At 43.0% G+C, this 17,909-nt stretch carries 19 protein-coding genes; 13 read left to right on the forward strand and 6 right to left on the reverse strand.

Features of this window, described 5'->3' with window-relative positions:
• Positions 1 to 68: 68 nt before the first annotated feature.
• Complete coding sequence (gene smpB, locus CFR83_RS00005; protein ID WP_088811883.1) at positions 69 to 527, reverse strand: SsrA-binding protein SmpB; 459 nt, start codon at positions 525 to 527, stop codon at positions 69 to 71.
• A 27-nt stretch (positions 528 to 554) separates the two neighbouring features.
• Between smpB and CFR83_RS00010 the strand changes: the two genes are divergently transcribed.
• From CFR83_RS00010 to CFR83_RS00065, 12 genes are all read left to right on the forward strand, one after another.
• On the forward strand, positions 555 to 989 hold the full coding sequence (locus CFR83_RS00010) for a type II toxin-antitoxin system RatA family toxin (protein ID WP_088811884.1): 435 nt from the start codon (positions 555 to 557) through the stop codon (positions 987 to 989).
• 43 nt (positions 990 to 1,032) lie between these two features.
• Complete coding sequence (locus CFR83_RS00015) at positions 1,033 to 1,338, forward strand: RnfH family protein (protein ID WP_243383288.1); 306 nt, start codon at positions 1,033 to 1,035, stop codon at positions 1,336 to 1,338.
• A 37-nt stretch (positions 1,339 to 1,375) separates the two neighbouring features.
• Positions 1,376 to 2,839, forward strand: coding sequence for an IMP dehydrogenase (gene guaB / locus CFR83_RS00020; RefSeq protein ID WP_088811886.1), 1,464 nt, complete (start codon positions 1,376 to 1,378; stop codon positions 2,837 to 2,839).
• A 32-nt stretch (positions 2,840 to 2,871) separates the two neighbouring features.
• The gene (guaA, locus tag CFR83_RS00025; RefSeq protein ID WP_088811887.1) at positions 2,872 to 4,479 is read left to right on the forward strand and encodes a glutamine-hydrolyzing GMP synthase; all 1,608 of its coding nucleotides are present in this window, start codon (positions 2,872 to 2,874) and stop codon (positions 4,477 to 4,479) included.
• Between the two features lie 553 nt (positions 4,480 to 5,032).
• Positions 5,033 to 5,851 (forward strand): TIGR04255 family protein, encoded by an 819-nt coding sequence (locus tag CFR83_RS00030; protein WP_088811888.1) that lies wholly within the window; start codon positions 5,033 to 5,035, stop codon positions 5,849 to 5,851.
• Between the two features lie 3 nt (positions 5,852 to 5,854).
• Positions 5,855 to 6,592, forward strand: coding sequence for a hypothetical protein (locus CFR83_RS00035; protein WP_088811889.1), 738 nt, complete (start codon positions 5,855 to 5,857; stop codon positions 6,590 to 6,592).
• Between the two features lie 3 nt (positions 6,593 to 6,595).
• On the forward strand, positions 6,596 to 7,270 hold the full coding sequence (locus CFR83_RS00040; RefSeq protein WP_088811890.1) for an ATPase: 675 nt from the start codon (positions 6,596 to 6,598) through the stop codon (positions 7,268 to 7,270).
• Between the two features lie 428 nt (positions 7,271 to 7,698).
• A complete protein-coding gene (queE, locus tag CFR83_RS00045) occupies positions 7,699 to 8,352 on the forward strand; it encodes a 7-carboxy-7-deazaguanine synthase (RefSeq protein ID WP_088811891.1) in 654 nt (217 codons plus the stop codon).
• 10 nt (positions 8,353 to 8,362) lie between these two features.
• Entirely contained in the window at positions 8,363 to 8,815 is a 453-nt protein-coding gene (gene queD, locus CFR83_RS00050; RefSeq protein WP_088811892.1) for a 6-carboxytetrahydropterin synthase QueD, read from the forward strand.
• On the forward strand, positions 8,802 to 9,266 hold the full coding sequence (tadA, locus tag CFR83_RS00055; RefSeq protein ID WP_207758539.1) for a tRNA adenosine(34) deaminase TadA: 465 nt from the start codon (positions 8,802 to 8,804) through the stop codon (positions 9,264 to 9,266). Before queD ends, tadA begins: the two co-directional genes overlap by 14 nt.
• A 5-nt stretch (positions 9,267 to 9,271) precedes the next feature.
• On the forward strand, positions 9,272 to 10,186 hold the full coding sequence (locus CFR83_RS00060; protein ID WP_088811894.1) for an LD-carboxypeptidase: 915 nt from the start codon (positions 9,272 to 9,274) through the stop codon (positions 10,184 to 10,186).
• A gap of 79 nt (positions 10,187 to 10,265) precedes the next feature.
• A complete protein-coding gene (locus CFR83_RS00065) occupies positions 10,266 to 11,873 on the forward strand; it encodes an ABC-F family ATPase (RefSeq protein ID WP_088811895.1) in 1,608 nt (535 codons plus the stop codon).
• Here CFR83_RS00065 and CFR83_RS00070 read toward each other — a convergent pair.
• Positions 11,870 to 12,109: a DUF1289 domain-containing protein gene (locus tag CFR83_RS00070; RefSeq protein ID WP_088811896.1), complete on the reverse strand. Its 240-nt coding sequence runs from the start codon at positions 12,107 to 12,109 to the stop codon at positions 11,870 to 11,872. The genes CFR83_RS00065 and CFR83_RS00070 overlap by 4 nt on opposite strands.
• A complete protein-coding gene (locus tag CFR83_RS00075) occupies positions 12,106 to 12,417 on the reverse strand; it encodes a hypothetical protein (protein WP_088811897.1) in 312 nt (103 codons plus the stop codon). Before CFR83_RS00075 ends, CFR83_RS00070 begins: the two co-directional genes overlap by 4 nt.
• On the opposite strand from CFR83_RS00075, the gene CFR83_RS00080 reads away from it, so the two are divergent.
• Positions 12,416 to 13,078, forward strand: coding sequence for a SprT-like domain-containing protein (locus CFR83_RS00080; protein ID WP_088811898.1), 663 nt, complete (start codon positions 12,416 to 12,418; stop codon positions 13,076 to 13,078). The two genes, CFR83_RS00075 and CFR83_RS00080, sit on opposite strands and share 2 nt — an antisense overlap.
• 40 nt (positions 13,079 to 13,118) lie before the next feature.
• On the opposite strand, the gene gloA is transcribed toward CFR83_RS00080, so the two are convergent.
• From gloA to mfd, 3 genes are read right to left on the reverse strand one after another with little or no spacing between them, the layout of a single operon-like run.
• Positions 13,119 to 13,505 (reverse strand): lactoylglutathione lyase, encoded by a 387-nt coding sequence (gloA, locus tag CFR83_RS00085; protein WP_088811899.1) that lies wholly within the window; start codon positions 13,503 to 13,505, stop codon positions 13,119 to 13,121.
• A 17-nt stretch (positions 13,506 to 13,522) separates the two neighbouring features.
• Entirely contained in the window at positions 13,523 to 14,371 is an 849-nt protein-coding gene (gene serB, locus CFR83_RS00090) for a phosphoserine phosphatase SerB (RefSeq protein WP_088811900.1), read from the reverse strand.
• A gap of 2 nt (positions 14,372 to 14,373) precedes the next feature.
• Positions 14,374 to 17,898 carry a transcription-repair coupling factor gene (gene mfd, locus CFR83_RS00095; RefSeq protein ID WP_088811901.1) on the reverse strand — a complete coding sequence of 1,175 codons (3,525 nt, stop codon included), beginning with the start codon at positions 17,896 to 17,898 and terminating at the stop codon, positions 14,374 to 14,376.
• Positions 17,899 to 17,909: the final 11 nt, after the last annotated feature.

Raw genomic sequence — 17,909 nt, forward strand, 5'->3', positions numbered from 1 at the left:
TAGCGTTGTGGATACTTGGACTTTATTGGCTAAGTAACAAAACAACAGCAATAAAAAAGCGGACTACGTTAGTCCGCTATCTTGGAGCCCGAACGCATAATTCGGGCTTTTTCTATTTGCCAGTCTCTATCTTTTGAGGCTTCGCGTTTATCGTGTTGCTTCTTACCGCGACCCAGACCAATCTCGCATTTGACGCGACCTTTACTGAAGTGAAGGTTGAGTGGCACCAAGGTATAGCCGCGTTGCTCTACCTTACCAATCAATTTTTTAATTTCAATGGCATTCAGAAGTAGTTTTCTGGTTCTACCTGGGTCAGCTAAAACATGGGTGGATGCTGAGATGAGGGGGCTGATATGGCAACCAATCAGATAAATCTCTGCATCACGTATAACCACATAAGCCTCCTTGATTTGAACGCGACCTTCCCGGATGGCTTTAACTTCCCATCCTTGTAGGACCATTCCTGCCTCAAATCGCTCTTCAATGAAGTAGTCGAAAAAGGCTTTTTTGTTATCAATGATGCTCATATATTTATATCGTTAGAATACGAGATTATGGCAGACGTATTTAAGACAGTACTCATTGGGCATTCTGCAGAGAGAATGTATAACTTGGTCATTGATGTGGCTAAGTATCAAGATTTCCTACCTTGGTGCGGTGGTGTGGAGATCTATGAGCAAACTGAGGAGATTCTAGACGCCAAAATCCATATCAAATTTAAGGGATTGGAACAATTCTTCCATACTCGGAACATAAATACTCGTCCTACATCCATTGATATGAGCTTTGTAGACGGACCATTTAAAAAATTCCATGGCAACTGGCGTTTCATGCCTTTGCGAGAGGATGCTTGCAAAATCGAATTTCAATTGCATTATGAATTTGAGAGCGTTTTGTTAGAAAAGATCATTGGCCCGGTATTTGGCATGATTGCAGGTACTTTTGTGGATGGTTTTGTTAAGAGAGCTGATCAAGTGTATGGGGCATAAGTTGAACATCTTGCTCTGTGATTGTTGCCAAGGAGATCCTGTTATGACTCCTGTTGAGCTGAGTTTTGCCGAAAATGATCCTGTGACCGTAGGCCAGGCGCTGATTCAGTTGAATATTGCCAGTTCTGCAAAAGATCCAAATATCGCCAGAAAAGGCTGTTTTGGCGTGTTTGGCAAGCGCAAGGACTGGGATAGCCCCATCTACGAAGGGGATCGCTTAGAGCTATATAGCGAGCTACTTATTGATCCGATGGAGGCTCGCCGCAAAAAGGCTAACAAGAACCTAGATAACCGCTTGCAGGCTAAGGCGGCGGGTAGAAAAGGGCGTTTTTTGAGCAAACAGTCATAAAACCTCTATAATTCGCTTTTGCGCATAGGGGTTTTGCATGAGACTCATACAAAAAGCACTTACATTTGACGATGTGCTTCTAGTTCCCGCTTATTCAGCGGTTCTACCACGTGATACTCAGTTGGGTACTCAACTGACTCGTGATATTTCGATCAATATTCCACTCGTGTCTGCTGCAATGGACACAGTCACAGAAGGTCGCTTAGCGATTGTGATGGCTCAAGAGGGCGGCGTGGGCATTATTCATAAGAACTTAACGCCTGCTGAGCAAGCTCGTGAAGTAGCTAAGGTGAAGCGTTACGAATCTGGTGTGTTGCGTGATCCAATCACGATTTCACCGGATATGACAGTTCGCGATGTAATCAATTTATCCAGAGAACATGGTTTCTCAGGTTTCCCAGTACTTCAGGGCAAAACAGTGGTGGGTATTATCACCAACCGCGATTTACGTTTTGAAGAAGACTTGGATGCGAAGGTTCGTGACAAGATGACACCTAAAGATCGTCTTGTGACCATCAAGGAAGGTTCATCACCAGAAGAAGCAAAGCGCTTGATGAACAAGCATCGTCTTGAGCGCGTATTGGTCGTTAATGACAATTTTGAATTACGTGGCTTGATCACTGTTAAAGATATTCTTAAAGCCAAAGAGCATCCTTTGGCCAGTAAAGATGGTCGTGGTCAATTGATTGCTGGTGCAGCCGTAGGCGTTGGCCCAGACAATGATGAGCGTATTGAGTTATTAGCTAAAGCTGGCGTAGATGTCATCGTGGTTGATACAGCTCACGGTCATAGTCAAGGCGTATTGGATCGTGTGAAGTGGGTTAAAAAGAACTATCCACAGATTCAGGTTATCGGCGGCAACATTGCAACCGGTGAGGCAGCTAAAGCTTTGGTGGCTCATGGTGCTGATGGTGTGAAAGTTGGTATTGGTCCAGGTTCTATTTGTACAACTCGTATCGTTGCTGGTGTGGGTGTTCCGCAAATCACAGCTGTTGTGAATGTTTCTGAAGCTCTTAAAGGTACAGGCGTGCCATTGATTGCTGACGGTGGTATTCGTTACTCTGGTGATATTTCTAAAGCCTTAGCAGCTGGTGCGCATTGCGTGATGATGGGCGGTATGTTTGCAGGTACTGAAGAAGCTCCAGGTGAAGTGTTCTTGTATCAGGGCCGTTCATACAAGAGCTACCGTGGTATGGGTTCAGTAGGTGCCATGAAGGATGGTGCTGCAGATCGTTACTTCCAAGAAGATAACAGTGCTAACGTTGATAAGTTGGTGCCAGAAGGTATTGAGGGTCGTGTTCCTTATAAAGGAAGCGTCTTAGCGATTGTTCATCAATTAACTGGTGGTATTCGTTCTTCAATGGGTTACTGTGGATGCAAAACAATTTCTGAGTTGCATGAAAAAGCAGGTTTTGTTGAGATCACTTCTGCAGGTATGCGCGAGTCACATGTTCATGATGTGCAAATTACTAAAGAAGCACCTAACTACCACATCGATTAATTCGACTAATTTGTCACATATTTAGGATTACTGTGCACGACAAGATTTTAATTTTGGACTTTGGGTCACAAGTGACCCAATTGATTGCTAGACGCGTTCGTGAAGCACGCGTTTATTCAGAAATTCATCCCTATGATGTAGATCCAAGCTTTATTGAAAAGTTTGTCAAGGAGCAGGGTTGTAAAGGCATTATCTTGTCCGGTGGTCCAAGTTCTGTGACAGAGGGCGACACGCCTCGTGCACCTGAAATTGTTTTTAATTTGGGCGTGCCTGTTTTAGGTATTTGTTATGGCATGCAAACGATGGCTGCACAGTTGGGTGGTCAGGTTGCAACGGCTGAATCTTTAGGTAAATCAAGAGAATTTGGTTACGCTGAAGTTCGTGCAAGAGGTCATACCAAGTTATTAGAAAATATCCAGGACTTCACAACACCTGAAGGTCATGGCATTTTGAAGGTATGGATGAGTCATGGTGACTCAGTAACTGAACTCCCTGCCGGCTTTAAGTTAATGGCATCGACTGATTCATGCCCGATTGCGGGTATGGCTGATGAAGACCGTCGTTTTTATGCTGTTCAATTCCACCCTGAAGTAACACATACTGTTTTAGGTAAAGCGATTCTAGAGCGTTTTGTTCATCAAATTTGTGCCTGTGGCACAGATTGGGTCATGGGTGATTACATTGCTGAAGCTGTTGCATCGATTCGCAAACAGGTTGGCAGTGATGAAGTTATTTTAGGTTTGTCTGGTGGTGTTGATTCAAGTGTTGCTGCTGCTTTGATTCATCGTGCGATTGGTGCTCAGTTAACTTGTGTGTTCGTGGACCATGGTTTGCTTCGCTTAAACGAAGGCAAGATGGTGATGGACATGTTTGCCAAGAACTTGGGCGTTAAAGTAATCCACGTAGATGCTACCAATCAGTTTATGGGTGAATTGGCAGGAGTTTCTGATCCAGAAGCTAAGCGCAAAATCATTGGTAAAGAATTCGTTGAAGTATTCCAAGTTGAATCTGGAAAAATTAAGAATGCTAAGTGGCTTGCACAAGGCACCATTTATCCAGACGTCATCGAGTCTGCCGGTAAAGGTAAAAAGGGTGCTCATACTATCAAGAGCCATCACAACGTAGGTGGCTTACCTGAGGATATGAAGCTTCAGTTATTGGAGCCATTACGCGAACTATTCAAAGACGAAGTGCGTGAATTAGGCGTTGCATTGGGCTTGCCTCACGAGATGGTTTACCGTCATCCATTCCCAGGCCCTGGCTTAGGAGTGCGCATCTTGGGTGAAGTAAAAAAAGAGTTTGCTGATTTATTGCGCCGAGCTGATGCTATCTTTATTGAAGAGCTTCGTTCCACCATCGATGAAAACAGTGGTAAATCTTGGTATGACTTAACTAGCCAGGCGTTCGCTGTATTTTTGCCAGTTAAATCAGTTGGTGTGATGGGCGATGGAAGAACTTATGAGTATGTCGTTGCATTGCGCGCTGTGCAAACGCAAGATTTCATGACGGCTCATTGGGCGCATTTGCCGCATGATTTATTGGGTCGAGTATCTAATCGGATCATTAATGAAGTCCGTGGTATTAACCGGGTTGTCTACGATATTAGCGGTAAGCCACCAGCCACGATCGAGTGGGAATGACGGGAATTTTGTAACCTATTGATTTATATAGATAAATTCCACGTAATACAGTAATCAGTCATTTCTTAAATGACTGATTTTGTTGAATAAAAAAATTAAGTTACACAGAATGTTACACATACAGGTAACTACTCAAAATGATAGTTACCTGGATAGGGTGGTAAGCAACCATCTTAAAGAGATCACAGCACTAAAGTGTGCTCACTAATTCGTTTGAAACGATTTGCTGTGTGATTGCTTATTGCACAAAGTTCGAATCTCGTGAGTCGGATCCGGGCCCTAAACAGGATTAGAAGCCTGCGGATTAACAGGAACGGAGCCTCGAAAAATTCTCAATGATCTCAAGCTATTACATGGGTAAAAAGTAAGTGCGCTAAGAGAGGCGGGCAAAAGAGCAACAATATTTTCGAATTAAAGTGTCGATATATGTTGAAATGTGTAATATTATGTGTAAAACAATACTTTACAGATGCTTACTACCGTACTTTCGAAAATTTAACTAAGCATGTTTTTTTAGATTTATCTATACAAAACAATAGTTTAGGGGATATTAATGACAGTAAAACCAATGGGGAGCTGGCCGCACTCTCCGCTGATAATGGTTTTGGCGCAGGTTCGGTTTGAATCGTTTATTGGGTGGGAGGCTATGGCAAAGGGCTTTCAAGCTTTGATACAGCAAGACTATCCAAGGTTCAATGAACAGCAAATACTTCCTTTTAATGTTCGACCCACTGATGTTGGGCAGCTAGATGTATCTCCTGAAGTGCAGGCATTCAAGTACTTTGAATTTAAAAATGCTGATGAAACCAAATGCCTTCGTTTGGATTCTGGATCGTTAACTTATACGGTAACTGAATACGAGCAATACTCTGATTTTTTCGAAGCAGACTGGTTTAGATCATTGCAGGCTTTGACAAATCAACATCCTTTGTATCTAAAGCGCCTTGGGCTGCGGTATGTTGATTTATTTCAAACCGAGAATATTGAAGCAATTAGCGAGTATATAAATCCACCTTTGGCCTCCGGGCTTGGTCTGGATGGTTGGACTTCAACGAATCGTTTTGCTGTTTGTGACTACACGCGGGATAACCAAAAATTGAGAGTGCAATTATTTCAGCAGCGTGGAGCGCCCCCATTGCCGCCAGACATTGCATCATTGCAGATTAAAAAATCTGTGCTTCAGTCAATAAATCCGGAAAAAACGAGTGTAATTTTGGATATGGACAGAATGGAGGACGTTTCTGGTGTTTTGTCAGCAATAGATCTGCGTGATAGATTTATCTCAATTCACGAAGATTTATCTAATGCATTTCGCGCCATCATCACTGATGATGCGAGACAAAAGTGGGGCGACCCTAAATTGGAACAGTAATATATGATAAGTAATTCTCTACGCTATGTTGATTTTGCAGCCCCTAGCCATCAGTGGACGGCCGGCACTGGAGCGCTCCCTTTTGATAATGATGCAGCTCCTGAGATAGCCTATTTTCAAGAGCCTGGTACAGGTGCATCTAGTGGTTTATCTAGAGTCTGGTGGGAGCAACATATCAGCAAACCTTTGACTGAGAATGAGCGGGTGCTAGTTTTGCGTTCAAGGTTAAATACCCGTATGGCTAACAAAATTAATACATATGTATTGCCACGAAATTTTGAGGTGGTGGGCACTCCAGTTTTGGGCCAATTTATCACACCAAAAAAAATGATGAGTGTGATACGTGAAGCATGGCTTCCAAATGTGACGCAGCTTGCTCAAATCTTAAGGGTTGAACGGCCTACAATTTATCTGTGGAATTCTTTGGATGATGCAGCTCGCATTCGAGTGCATAAAATGGGGCGCCTTAAAGAGGTTTATCAATTGGCTGAGAAGTGGATTGCATTAGGGAGTTTATCAATAAATATATTGTCTATTCCGATTGAAACCGGGGAGACGTTAATAAATGTGCTATCCAAAGAAAATCTAAACGAACAAAGTGCTTTGAGTTTTCATGCGCTTATGAACTCTTTTGGAGATAGAGAAAAATCAATTCGAACTGAGAAAACCAGAAGAATTGGGGAAGCATTAGGTAGGGCGCTTACTAAGTTCCCCGTGGCTAGTACAAAAAAATCCTCTTAAACAGTGTCTTCTCTAATTGAGAAATTCCAAAATGAAATTAGCAAAGTATTAGAAGCTAATAGTGGGCCGTTGCTTGTAGTAATAGCAGGCCACAATGGAGCTGGAAAGACCACATGTTATGAGCAGGTTTTAAAACCATTTCTTGATGATGTGGGCCTTGAGTATATTAATGCCGATAACATTGAGCGAGAAATAAAGCGCGAATACTCCGATGAGGGACTTGTACGCTCACCACAAGAATTCTCTGAATTGGCAAGATTAGAGGCCGACCAACAGCGAGAGGTTGCCATTAAATCTCGCAGAGACTTTTGTTTTGAGACTGTTGCGTCCCATATAAGCAAAGTTTCCCTAATGGAGCAGGCAATTTCTCTTGGTTATACGGTAATTTTATTTTTTATTGGTTTAGACTCGCCAGATAAATCGTATGAGCGTGTGCAGTTGCGATTTGCAAATGGTGGTCACGACGTTCCATATGAAAAAATCATTGAGCGTTATCCTCGGGTTATAGAGAATATGAAGTTGGCAATGAAGGTGGCAACTGTGGCTATTGCTATAGATAATAGCCAAGAAGGGTCTGTTGGATCACCTGAATACATCCCTTCCGCAATTTTTAAAGGTGGGATATTAATTGAGCGGATAAACGATTATCCAAAATGGATGGATCCAATATTAATTTGAGGTTTCTGGGGTCATGCTCCTTATGCTTTGAATCTAATTGGAAACCTCACTTTTTCACTCTTTTGTGTGATTTTCAGATTCAACCGTTACTTAAGTAACGCCTAGAATATCCCTGTGACTGATGAATTCAATGTCGAATTCATGGGGCAAATTAAAGCCCAGAGGCCGACCTCTCTAGCTGAAGACTTTAAGAAGTAGCAAACTGAAAATCGTTTAAACGTATTGCCATGTATTTTTAATTCTGTTTTACGTTTTACACATTGTGTAACTTATTGCTAGTAAAATTCCAAACATCATCTAAAGCTTTTGCTTTTCAGTAATTCTTTTTGTTACACAAAAGTTACACACAAATAAATAAATTTATGCAAGCTATTGTTTACAAAGTAAATTTTCTCCGTGTAACTACGGAGTGGGAATAATCAAGTCTGATGACTTATAGCGTCAAAGAACTTTTTCTGACCATTCAGGGCGAGGGCGCTCAAACAGGTCGTGCTGCAGTTTTTTGCCGCTTTAGTGGTTGTAATCTTTGGACGGGTCGTGAAGAGGATCGTTCTTCTGCAATCTGTCAATTTTGCGACACAGATTTTGTTGGCACAGATGGTGATGGTGGCGGCAAGTTTGAGACAGCCACGCAATTAGCTTCAAGAATTAACGACACTTGGGGTGATGGCGATCCTCATCACAAGTATGTGGTGTTTACTGGTGGTGAACCACTGTTGCAGTTAGATAAATCTTTGATTGATGAGTTGCACCAATTAGGATTCAAAATTGCTATAGAAACAAACGGCACGATGCGCGCACCTGCGGGTATTGATTGGATTTGTGTGAGTCCTAAGCATGGTTCAGACCTACTTCAGGTTCAAGGTGATGAGTTAAAGCTTGTGATTCCTCAGTTTGGACATGAGGGCAAATTGCCGCAATTGCTCGCACGCTTTGAAAAAATGTCGTTTAAACATCATTTTCTTCAGCCATTAGATGGACCGAATAAGGCAGCTAATACTGAATTAGCCATTAAAATCTGCCAATCTCGTCCCTTATGGCGTTTAAGTACCCAAACTCATAAAATTTTGGGTATCCGTTAAGCAGAAGAATATGAATAAAAAAATTGAAATTACCCGTCGCCTAGAGTTTGATGCCGGTCATCGAATTCCGCATCATGACGGACATTGCAAGCATGTGCATGGCCATCGTTATGTTATCGAGGTAACTTTAATGGGTAATGTGTTGAGTCATCAGGGCCATGGTGATGATGGCATGGTGTTGGATTTTGGTGATATTAAAAAAATCACCAATGAAGAAATCGTTCAAAAATGGGATCATGCTTTTTTAGTCGCCAAAGAAGATCATGCCTTGGTTAACTTTTTAGCCAGCATCCCTAATCACAAAACAGTGGTGATGGATTCAATCCCAACCGTTGAAAATCTTGCTCAAACAGCATTTTCAACTTTAGAACCAATCTTTAAAGAGCGCTTTGGCGGTCGTTTAAATTTAAGCCGTTTGCGTTTATACGAAACTCCTAACTGTTGGGCAGATGTTCATGCCTAATGAGCAAGATCTAGAGTTCATGCAGTTGGCTCTAGTGGAGGCTCAAAAAGCTCGTGCTTTAGGCGAAGTACCTGTTGGCGCTGTATTGGTGTCTGATAATCAGGTTATAGCCACGGGTCATAATCAACCCATCAGTAATAATGACCCAAGCGCTCATGCCGAAGTGGCGGCTTTAAGAGCGGCTGGCCAAAATCTATCCAATTACCGATTACCTAATACGACTCTATACGTTACCTTGGAGCCTTGCATGATGTGCTGTGGCGCCATCATGCATGCTAGGATATCTAGGGTGGTATATGGTGCGGCAGATGCTAAAACTGGCTGCGTGCACAGTGTTCTCAATCTGTTTGACAATCCACAGTTAAATCACCATACAATGGTTGAAGGGGGCGTGCTGGCAGAAGAGTGCGCCCAAGTATTAAAAGACTTTTTTAAAGAACGTAGAGCCTAAGCTTCATGAATTTGCACCTCATTGCTCCTTCAGGATCATTGCCCGACGCCAGTGTTTTGGCGAATGGCGAAGCTTGGTTTAAACAAAAAAATATCAAGGTGACCAATCTTGAGTGTGGTCGCAGACAATTTCAACGATTTGCTGGTGCAGATCATGAGCGTCTAAAAGAGATTAACGATTTAGCCCTTATTTCTCCTGATCAGGTAGTGATGGCTTTGCGCGGTGGTTATGGCTTAAGTCGCTTATTGGACCAAATTAACTGGGCTGGCATTGCTAATCAAGTGAGCCAAGGTTTAAAGATAGTTGGTCATAGCGATTTCACCGCATTTTGTTTGGCTCTTTTTGCCAAAACAGGTGCGCCAAGTTTTGCTGGCCCTATGTTTAGTTATGATTTTTGTGGCGATGTTTCTGAATTTACTTGGAAGCATTTTCATGATGCCATGTCAGAAAAAGTCATCGAAGTAGAAGTGATTGCTCCGCAAGTGATGGCTAAGCCTCTAGGGGTGACTGATGCAGTTTTATGGGGTGGTAACTTGACCATGATCACATCTCTTTTAGGGACAGAGTATTTGCCATCTATAGATCAGGTGAGGGGTGGTATTTTATTTATTGAGGATGTTAATGAGCATCCTTATCGTATTGAGCGCATGTTGCAACAATTAATCGATGCAGGTTACTTGGGGCAGCAAAAAGCGGTGATTTTGGGTGACATCTCATCCTATCGCCTAAGTGACGTTGATCGTGGATATGATTTGAATGCTGCGCTTCACGCAATTCGTCAGCGCTTAGGCGATTCTGTACCGGTTTTAACTGGTTTGCCATTTGGGCACTGCCCAGACAAGCTAACCTTGCCAGTAGGTCGTACTGCGAACCTATCGGCAAGTTCATCAGGCTATATTCTTAAGGCTAACTGCGCCTAATACAGATTCTCTCTACTGATGCAGTGGATTGGTTAAAATAGACGGCTTTGGTTGTCTCACACTTTTACGGGCAAATAACGTGCTTTCAGCAGCAAATATCACCATGCAATTCGGGGCGAAGCCCTTATTCGAAAATATTTCTGTCAAATTTGGCGGTGGCAACCGCTATGGTTTGATTGGTGCCAATGGATGTGGCAAATCAACATTCATGAAAATTTTAGGTTCGGATCTTGAGCCATCAGCAGGCAATGTATCGCTTGAGCCAAATATTCGTTTAGGTAAATTGCGTCAGGATCAATTTGCTTATGAAGATAAGCGAGTGCTTGATGTAGTGATGATGGGGCATGAGGATATGTGGAACGCTGCAGCTGAGCGTGATGCACTTTACGCAAATCCAGAAGCAACTGATGAAGATTACATGCGTGCTGCTGAGCTAGAAACTAAGTTTGCGGAATATGGTGGCTACACAGCAGAAGCAAGAGCAGGTGAATTACTTTTAGGTATTGGTATTCCTATTGAGCAGCACAATGGTCCTATGAGTGAAGTGGCACCTGGTTGGAAACTACGTGTTTTACTAGCCCAGGCACTTTTCTCAGATCCAGACGTATTGTTGTTAGATGAGCCAACCAATAACTTGGATATTCACTCGATCCATTGGTTAGAAGATATTCTGAATGCTAGAAATAGCACCATGATTATCATTTCGCATGATCGCCACTTTTTAAATGCGGTCTGTACTCATATGGCCGACATGGACTACGGCACTTTGACTGTCTACCCAGGTAACTACGATTCATATATGCTGGCTTCAATGCAAGCACGCAGTCAGCAACTAGCAAACAATGCTAAGGCTAAAGAGAAAATTGAGGAGTTGCAGGCCTTCGTACGTCGATTCTCTGCAAATGCTTCAAAGGCTCGTCAGGCCACTTCAAGACAGCGTCAGTTGGAGAAAATCGAAGTTGCTGAAATCAAGCCTTCATCACGTCAGAACCCATTCATTCGTTTTGAATACGACAAGAAATTACACAACATCGTTGTTGAATGCGAGTCTTTAGCAAAAACGTATGAAAGAGATATTTTTAAGAATTTTAAAATCATCATTAGGCCGGGTGAAAAAGTTGCCATCATTGGTGAAAACGGTGCTGGTAAGACAACGCTATTAAAGTCAATTTTGAGCGAGCGTTTTGGCGGTATCGCTGCAGATAATGGCACGGTTAAATGGTCAGAGAATGCAGATGTTGGCTATATGCCACAAGACACCAGTGAATGCTTTCCTAACGACATGACTTTGTTGGACTGGATGGGGCAGTGGGCAAAACCTGGTGATGATGATCAAATCATTCGCGGCACTTTAGGTCGTTTACTTTTCTCAGGCAATGAAATCGGCAAGTCTGTCAGAGTTATTTCTGGTGGTGAAAAAGGCCGCATGATTTGGGGTAAGTTGATGTTGCAAAGACATAACATCTTAGCTATGGACGAGCCAACAAACCACATGGATATGGAATCCATTGAGAGTTTGCAAACATCATTAGAGAAATATGATGGTACGGTTATCTTTGTTTCTCATGACCGTGAGTTCATCACAGGTTTGGCAACCCGTATTCTAGAAATTCGTCACGATGGTAGTGTGACTGATTTTGAGGGCACTTACGAAGAGTACTTGGCTAGTCAATCAATCGAGGGTTAATCTTTTCTGGTAAAGCGCATAGCAGTGCCTTCTGAGGTGATGCGAGTCCAAATGGCTTGTTTCTCCTCAGGAGTCATAAATACCCAGTTACAAACTTCGATTGCTGTTCTGCCGCAACCTTGGCAAATATCATCAAATAATGTTGAGCAAATACCGATGCAAGGTGAGTCGGAGTTCTCATCATTGACTGACAAGGACGAGTTAGAGGTTGCGTCTGGATTGTTAGAGTTTGTCATAGGGATACGCAACTGAGTGTTTCGGCACCTTTTTTCCAAGTGCCTGTTTTTGAGATGAAGCTAATAGCTGATTGGTCAGCATAGCCAGAGCAGTTTAGATCAAAATAGCTAGTAGGACCTAAACTGCCGCAGTAGTTGTAAGTTTGTTGAGAAACCTTCATGGTGGAGCCCTCAAGGATCATGGTGAGAGGTTTTTCATCCGGATTGGTGGCATCTACTTTGCAATGCCATGTAACATAATCATTTCTATCGCAAGCTGTTATGGCAAGCGATAAAAGTAAATAAATAGGTAATTTTTTTAACAACATGTCCACGAATATAGCGCAATCACACACAACCCGTGAATCTTGGCTTCAAGCTGCAGTGCATGCCCTTGAGCCAACTTTCTCAAAAGCAGGTTTTGCCATTCCTCCAGTGAAGGTATCTTGCGGATGGCCAGCATCTAGTAGCCCCAGAACAACCTTGGGCCAATGTTGGCCTAAAGAGCGCTCAGGAGATATGGTCAATGAGATATTTGTCTCTCCCAAAATTGATGACCCTGTTGATGTTTTGGATACATTGGTGCATGAGTTATGTCATGCGATTGATGATTGTCATAGTGGACATGGTCAGGACTTTAAAGAGATTGCTCAGTGCGTTGGCTTGGAAGGTCCGGCTAGAAGTGCTCATGCTAGTGAAGAACTAAAAGTTCGTTTAATGATGGTGGCAGAGCGCTTGGGTCAGTATCCACATAAGGCGATTGTTTTCCCGCCGCCACGCGCCAACAATACCCAGCGAGCTAAGGCCAAATGTTCTCAATGTGGTTATGAGGTCAGCCTATTAAAAAAATGGGCAACCATGGGAGCCCCCATTTGTCCTAAGGACAATATCCGTATGGAAGAAGTGGTAACGGACCTATTGCAAGAAACTGCTGAAGAAGAAAAAGCTAGAAAAGATAAGGAAAAAGAAATAAAAAGGGCTGTTTCATAAAACAGCCCCCAGAAATAGTAATTTCTTACTAAGTATTTCTTTATTTCTGAATCAATTCAATTTTGTAGCCATCAGGGTCTTGTACAAAGGCAATCAGAGTATTGCCTCCCTGAACGGGTCCTGGTTCACGCGTGATTGTTCCGCCAGCAACTCTAATATCTTCACAAGTCTTATAGAGATCTTTGACTCCCAAAGCTATGTGACCATAAGCTGTGCCAAGCTCGTAGCTATCAACACCGTGGTTGTAGGTGAGCTCAATTTCAGCTTGGTTAGAGACATTGCCTTGTTCATAGCCAACAAATGCCAAAGAGTATTTTTGTTCTGGGCGCTCAGTTCGTCTGAGTAGATTCATACCCATCACCTTGGTGTAAAACTCAATAGAGCGATCTAAATTACCAACTCTTAGCATTGTGTGAAGTAATTGCATCTTGTTCCTCAATATTTTTATAAAAGGTCTAACCAAGCATCTAGGCCTACATGGTCAAAAGCCATATCAGCTTTCTCTTTAACGATAGGCTTGGCTCTGTAACCAATCGATAGGCCTGCACCATGCATCATCGGCAAATCGTTTGAGCCGTCACCCATGGTGACTGCAGCATGTTTATTAGTATTCAAGGCCAGGCAGCGAGCCTCAACATAGGCTGCTTTAGCAGCGCCATCTACGATATTGCCGAGTACTTTGCCTGTTAGTTGATCATTAATGATTTCTAGTTGGTTTGCATGTGTTTCAGATAAGCCGAGTTCATCTTGGAGTTTTTGCGTGAAGAATGTGAAACCACCAGAGACTAATAGGGTATGAATTCCTTTTTGATGTGCGCCTGCAATCAATTCTCTTGCGCCTAAGTTGAGGCGCAAACGTTCTTTAAATACGCCTTCTAATGAGCTTGCAGGAACACCCTCGAGTAATGCCACGCGACGGCGTAGGCTCTCGCTAAAGTCTTTGATTTCACCGCGCATAGCGGCTTCTGTGATTTCTGATACTTCTTTCTTTTTGCCAACTGCGTCTGCAATCTCATCAATGCATTCAATGTTGATGAGTGTTGAATCCATGTCCATGGCCAATACTTTGATATTGCCAGGTGCAAAATGCTTAGGTAGGAAGCCGATGTCTGTCTGATGTAATACGCCAAGATTTCTTAGGTGGCTTCTTTGTTCAAGATCAAGTATTTCATTCAGCTCTAAAACAATCGTTTTATTGGTTTTAATTGAACGAGCTTTAATGGCGTGAGATTTGTCAATTTCACGAATGAGTTGTTCTTGAATAGATGTTGTATGAAATAGAGCAATTTGCATAATCAAGTTTTCGAGGTTTCTTCTTTAACGACAGTATCGCCTAAATGCTTCATGAGTAGTCTAATTGCCTCTAAGCGTTGAGTGAGCGTCATAAATGCTTCTTTATCCGCTGGCAATATTTTTAATTTATCTTGGCCATTGAGTTGAATACGTTTATTGGTCTGAACTAGCTGAATAATCTTAATTGGATCAATTGGCGGGTTAGGGATAAATTGAATAGTGATTTGTACAGGATTCGCATCAATTTTCTTAATACCTAAACGAGACATGTTCAAACGTAGGCGATGCGTTTCAAATAGTGACTGAGCTTGCTCTGGAAGTTCTCCAAAACGATCGACCAATTCTTCTCGAATTTCAATTAATTTTTCATGTGTCTCAACACCAGATAGGCGCTTGTATAGTGATAAGCGCTCATGCACATCAGGGCAGTAGTCGTTCGTTAATAGGGCGGGAACACCTAAGCTAATGTCAGTAATGATTTCCATTGGCGCCATTAAGTCGGGTTCTTTGCCACTCTTGAGAGATTTAACTGCTTTATTGAGCATCTCTGTGTAGAGTTGGAAGCCAATTTCAGAAATATCGCCAGATTGCTTGTCACCTAGAACCTCACCCGCACCGCGTATCTCAAGATCGTGCATGGCTAAATAGAATCCTGAGCCTAATTCTTCCATTGCTTGGATGGCATCTAAACGTAGCTTAGCCTGTTTAGTTAGAGCTTCTGGATCGGGTACGGTCAAATAAGCATAGGCCTGATGGTGTGAACGTCCTACTCGTCCGCGCAATTGATGTAACTGGGCCAAGCCAAATTTATCTGCTCTATGCATGATGATGGTGTTGGCGGTTGGCACGTCAATACCAGTTTCAATAATTGTGGTGCATAACAATATGTTGGCACGTTGTGTGACAAAGTCACGCATGACTCGCTCGAGGTCGCGCTCATGCATTTGGCCATGAGCCACTACGATGCGAGCCTCCGGAAGTAGTTTCTCTAAGGATTGTTTGCGATTCTCAATCGTATCGACTTCGTTGTGCAAGAAATAAACCTGCCCGCCACGTTTTATTTCGCGTAAAACTGCCTCACGAATAATGCCGTCACTTTCGCGGCGTACGAACGTTTTAATCGCTAGTCGTTTTTGTGGTGCAGTAGCAATCACAGAGAAGTCTCTTAATCCTTCTAGTGCCATACCCAAGGTTCTAGGGATGGGGGTGGCTGTGAGGGTGAGAACGTCTACTTCAGCCCTCAGTGACTTTAGTGCTTCTTTTTGACGCACGCCAAAGCGATGTTCCTCGTCAATAATGACCAGCCCTAAACGAGGGAATTTCACATCAGCAGAGAATAATTTATGTGTACCAATCACAATGTCTGCTTCACCTTTGGCCATAGCTTCTAGAGCAGCATTGATTTCTTTGGTTGTCTTAAAGCGTGATAACTCAACAATTTTTACTGGCCAGTCTGCAAAACGATCTTTCCACGTTTCAGCGTGTTGCTCGGCAAGTAAGGTAGTTGGTGCCATGATGGCCACTTGTTTGCCACCCATCACCGCTAAAAAGCTAGCACGTAGTGCAACCTCAGTTTTACCAAAGCCAACATCACCACATACCAAGCGATCCATTGGTTTGCCACTAGTCATGTCTTGTATTACTGCAGCAATCGCAGCAGCTTGGTCGGCTGTTTCTTCGAAGCCAAAGCTTTCAGCAAAGGCTTCATAGTCATGGGCTGAGAATTCAAAGGCATGGCCTTTACGTAGAGCTCTAGCAGCGTATAGGTTAAGTAGTTCTGCAGCCGTGTCGCGTATTTGTTGTGCCGCTTTGCGTTTAGCTTTTTCCCATTGACCAGAGCCAAGTTGATGAAGTGGTGCTGTTTCTGGGTCAGCTCCAGCGTAGCGAGAAATTAATTGCAGTTGTTGAACTGGAACATAGAGGGTCGTTGCATTAGCGTAGAGTAAATGTAAAAACTCTTCTTCGCCATTACCAACATCCAATAGGATCAAGCCCTGATAGCGACCAATACCATGTTCCGCATGGACAACAGGATCACCCACTTTTAGTTCTGATAAATCTTTGACCAGCGTATCAACATTGCTAGCTTCTTTGTCCTTACCTTTGCGACGTGTTCTAGCGCTGGCAGCAAAGAGTTCTGACTCAGTAATAACAATTAATTTGGCATGCTGTGAAACAAAACCATCATGAATATCACTGTGGGTAATGCCTAGTTTTGCATCACTGACTAGGAAGTCGATCAAGCTATCAGATTGGTGAGCTTTAAGTTGATTTTCTTCTAGAAGTTGTCGAATGGTCTCACGACGTCCTGCGCTATCAGCGCTGATGATGATGCGTGAGTTGGTGTTGTTAACGAGATATTTAAGCTTGCTAATCGGGTCAGCATCTTTGCGGTTAACTGAGACATCTGGTAACTGAAAAAATGTTGGTTCATCGTTAGCACTATTTTTATCTAGTACAAGGCGTGGGTGATTTTTAAGTAATGCAAATAACTCATCATTCTGTAGATAAAGTTGCTTGGGGTCTAAAACAGGCCTTGATGAGTCATGACTTAAAAAGTTATAGCGTTGTTGTGTGTCTTGCCAAAAGCCTTTGATGTTTGCTTCAAGTTCACCGTGAATGCCTAGCCAAACTGGACCCTTTGCCATCGGCAAATAATCAAAAAATGTAGCACTCGTTTCGAAGAAAAGCGGTAGGTATGACTCAATGCCGGCGCTTGGAATGCCAAGACCAATATCTTTATAGATGCTGCAGCGACTTGGGTCACCATCGAAGACTTCCCGCCAGCGACCACGAAATGCCGTGCGTGATTCTTCGTCCATGGGGAATTCATGGCCAGGTAACAGTCGTACTTCTTTAACTGGAAACAAACTTCTTTGGCTATCTGGGTCAAATGATCTAATTTGATCAATTTCATCGCCAAATAAATCTATGCGATAAGGTAGGGCTGAGCCCATTGGGAATAAATCAATTAGACCACCTCGCAAACTGTATTCACCTGGACGAACAACAGCGCTAACTGGGTCGTAGCCTGCCTGTTGGAGTTGTAGGCGTAAAGCCATCTCATCAAGCTTGTCACCTTTTTTGAAGAAAAATGTGTGTGCGGCTAAAAAGCTGGGGGGACCTAATTTTTGTAATGCTGTGGTCACTGGCATCAAAACAATGTCGCAAGAGCCTGTGAGTAATTCATGCAAAGTAGCTAGACGCTCGGATACTAAATCTTGGTGAGGTGAAAAGGCGTCATACGGCAGTATTTCCCAATCTGGTAGCAAACGGACTGATAGTTGTGGCGCAAATACGGGGATTTCCTCTTGTAATCTGGCGGCATCTAGTGCATTGGCACAAATGATGACCATCACAGAGAAAGACTGACGGTGTTCTAAAGCTTGTTGAGCAATTACGGCAGCATCTGCTGAACCGATTAAATTATTGATGGTAAAGCGCTGCCCATCCCGTGGTCCGGGTAGGGGGGGTGACCATGTCACGCAACTGGATTTGGCTAAAGAATCAGCCGATAACTTCTGCATAAGCTAGACAT

Origin of the sequence: Polynucleobacter victoriensis, assembly GCF_900187875.1 — a bacterium.
In the GTDB taxonomy this organism is placed as follows: Bacteria; Pseudomonadota; Gammaproteobacteria; order Burkholderiales; family Burkholderiaceae; genus Polynucleobacter; species Polynucleobacter victoriensis.

Bases quoted from the DNA above. Each gene is read 5' to 3' on its own strand.
- smpB (WP_088811883.1), bottom strand. From the start codon at position 527: ATGAGCATCATTGATAACAAAAAAGCCTTTTTCGACTACTTCATTGAA.
- CFR83_RS00010 (WP_088811884.1), top strand. From the start codon at position 555: ATGGCAGACGTATTTAAGACAGTACTCATTGGGCATTCTGCAGAGAGA.
- CFR83_RS00015 (WP_243383288.1), top strand. From the start codon at position 1,033: ATGACTCCTGTTGAGCTGAGTTTTGCCGAAAATGATCCTGTGACCGTA.
- guaB (WP_088811886.1), top strand. From the start codon at position 1,376: ATGAGACTCATACAAAAAGCACTTACATTTGACGATGTGCTTCTAGTT.
- CFR83_RS00030 (WP_088811888.1), top strand. From the start codon at position 5,033: ATGACAGTAAAACCAATGGGGAGCTGGCCGCACTCTCCGCTGATAATG.
- CFR83_RS00035 (WP_088811889.1), top strand. From the start codon at position 5,855: ATGATAAGTAATTCTCTACGCTATGTTGATTTTGCAGCCCCTAGCCAT.
- queE (WP_088811891.1), top strand. From the start codon at position 7,699: ATGACTTATAGCGTCAAAGAACTTTTTCTGACCATTCAGGGCGAGGGC.
- queD (WP_088811892.1), top strand. From the start codon at position 8,363: ATGAATAAAAAAATTGAAATTACCCGTCGCCTAGAGTTTGATGCCGGT.
- tadA (WP_207758539.1), top strand. From the start codon at position 8,802: ATGTTCATGCCTAATGAGCAAGATCTAGAGTTCATGCAGTTGGCTCTA.
- CFR83_RS00060 (WP_088811894.1), top strand. From the start codon at position 9,272: ATGAATTTGCACCTCATTGCTCCTTCAGGATCATTGCCCGACGCCAGT.
- CFR83_RS00070 (WP_088811896.1), bottom strand. From the start codon at position 12,109: ATGACAAACTCTAACAATCCAGACGCAACCTCTAACTCGTCCTTGTCA.
- CFR83_RS00080 (WP_088811898.1), top strand. From the start codon at position 12,416: ATGTCCACGAATATAGCGCAATCACACACAACCCGTGAATCTTGGCTT.
- CFR83_RS00075 (WP_088811897.1), bottom strand. From the start codon at position 12,417: ATGTTGTTAAAAAAATTACCTATTTATTTACTTTTATCGCTTGCCATA.
- gloA (WP_088811899.1), bottom strand. From the start codon at position 13,505: ATGCAATTACTTCACACAATGCTAAGAGTTGGTAATTTAGATCGCTCT.
- serB (WP_088811900.1), bottom strand. From the start codon at position 14,371: ATGCAAATTGCTCTATTTCATACAACATCTATTCAAGAACAACTCATT.
- mfd (WP_088811901.1), bottom strand. From the start codon at position 17,898: ATGCAGAAGTTATCGGCTGATTCTTTAGCCAAATCCAGTTGCGTGACA.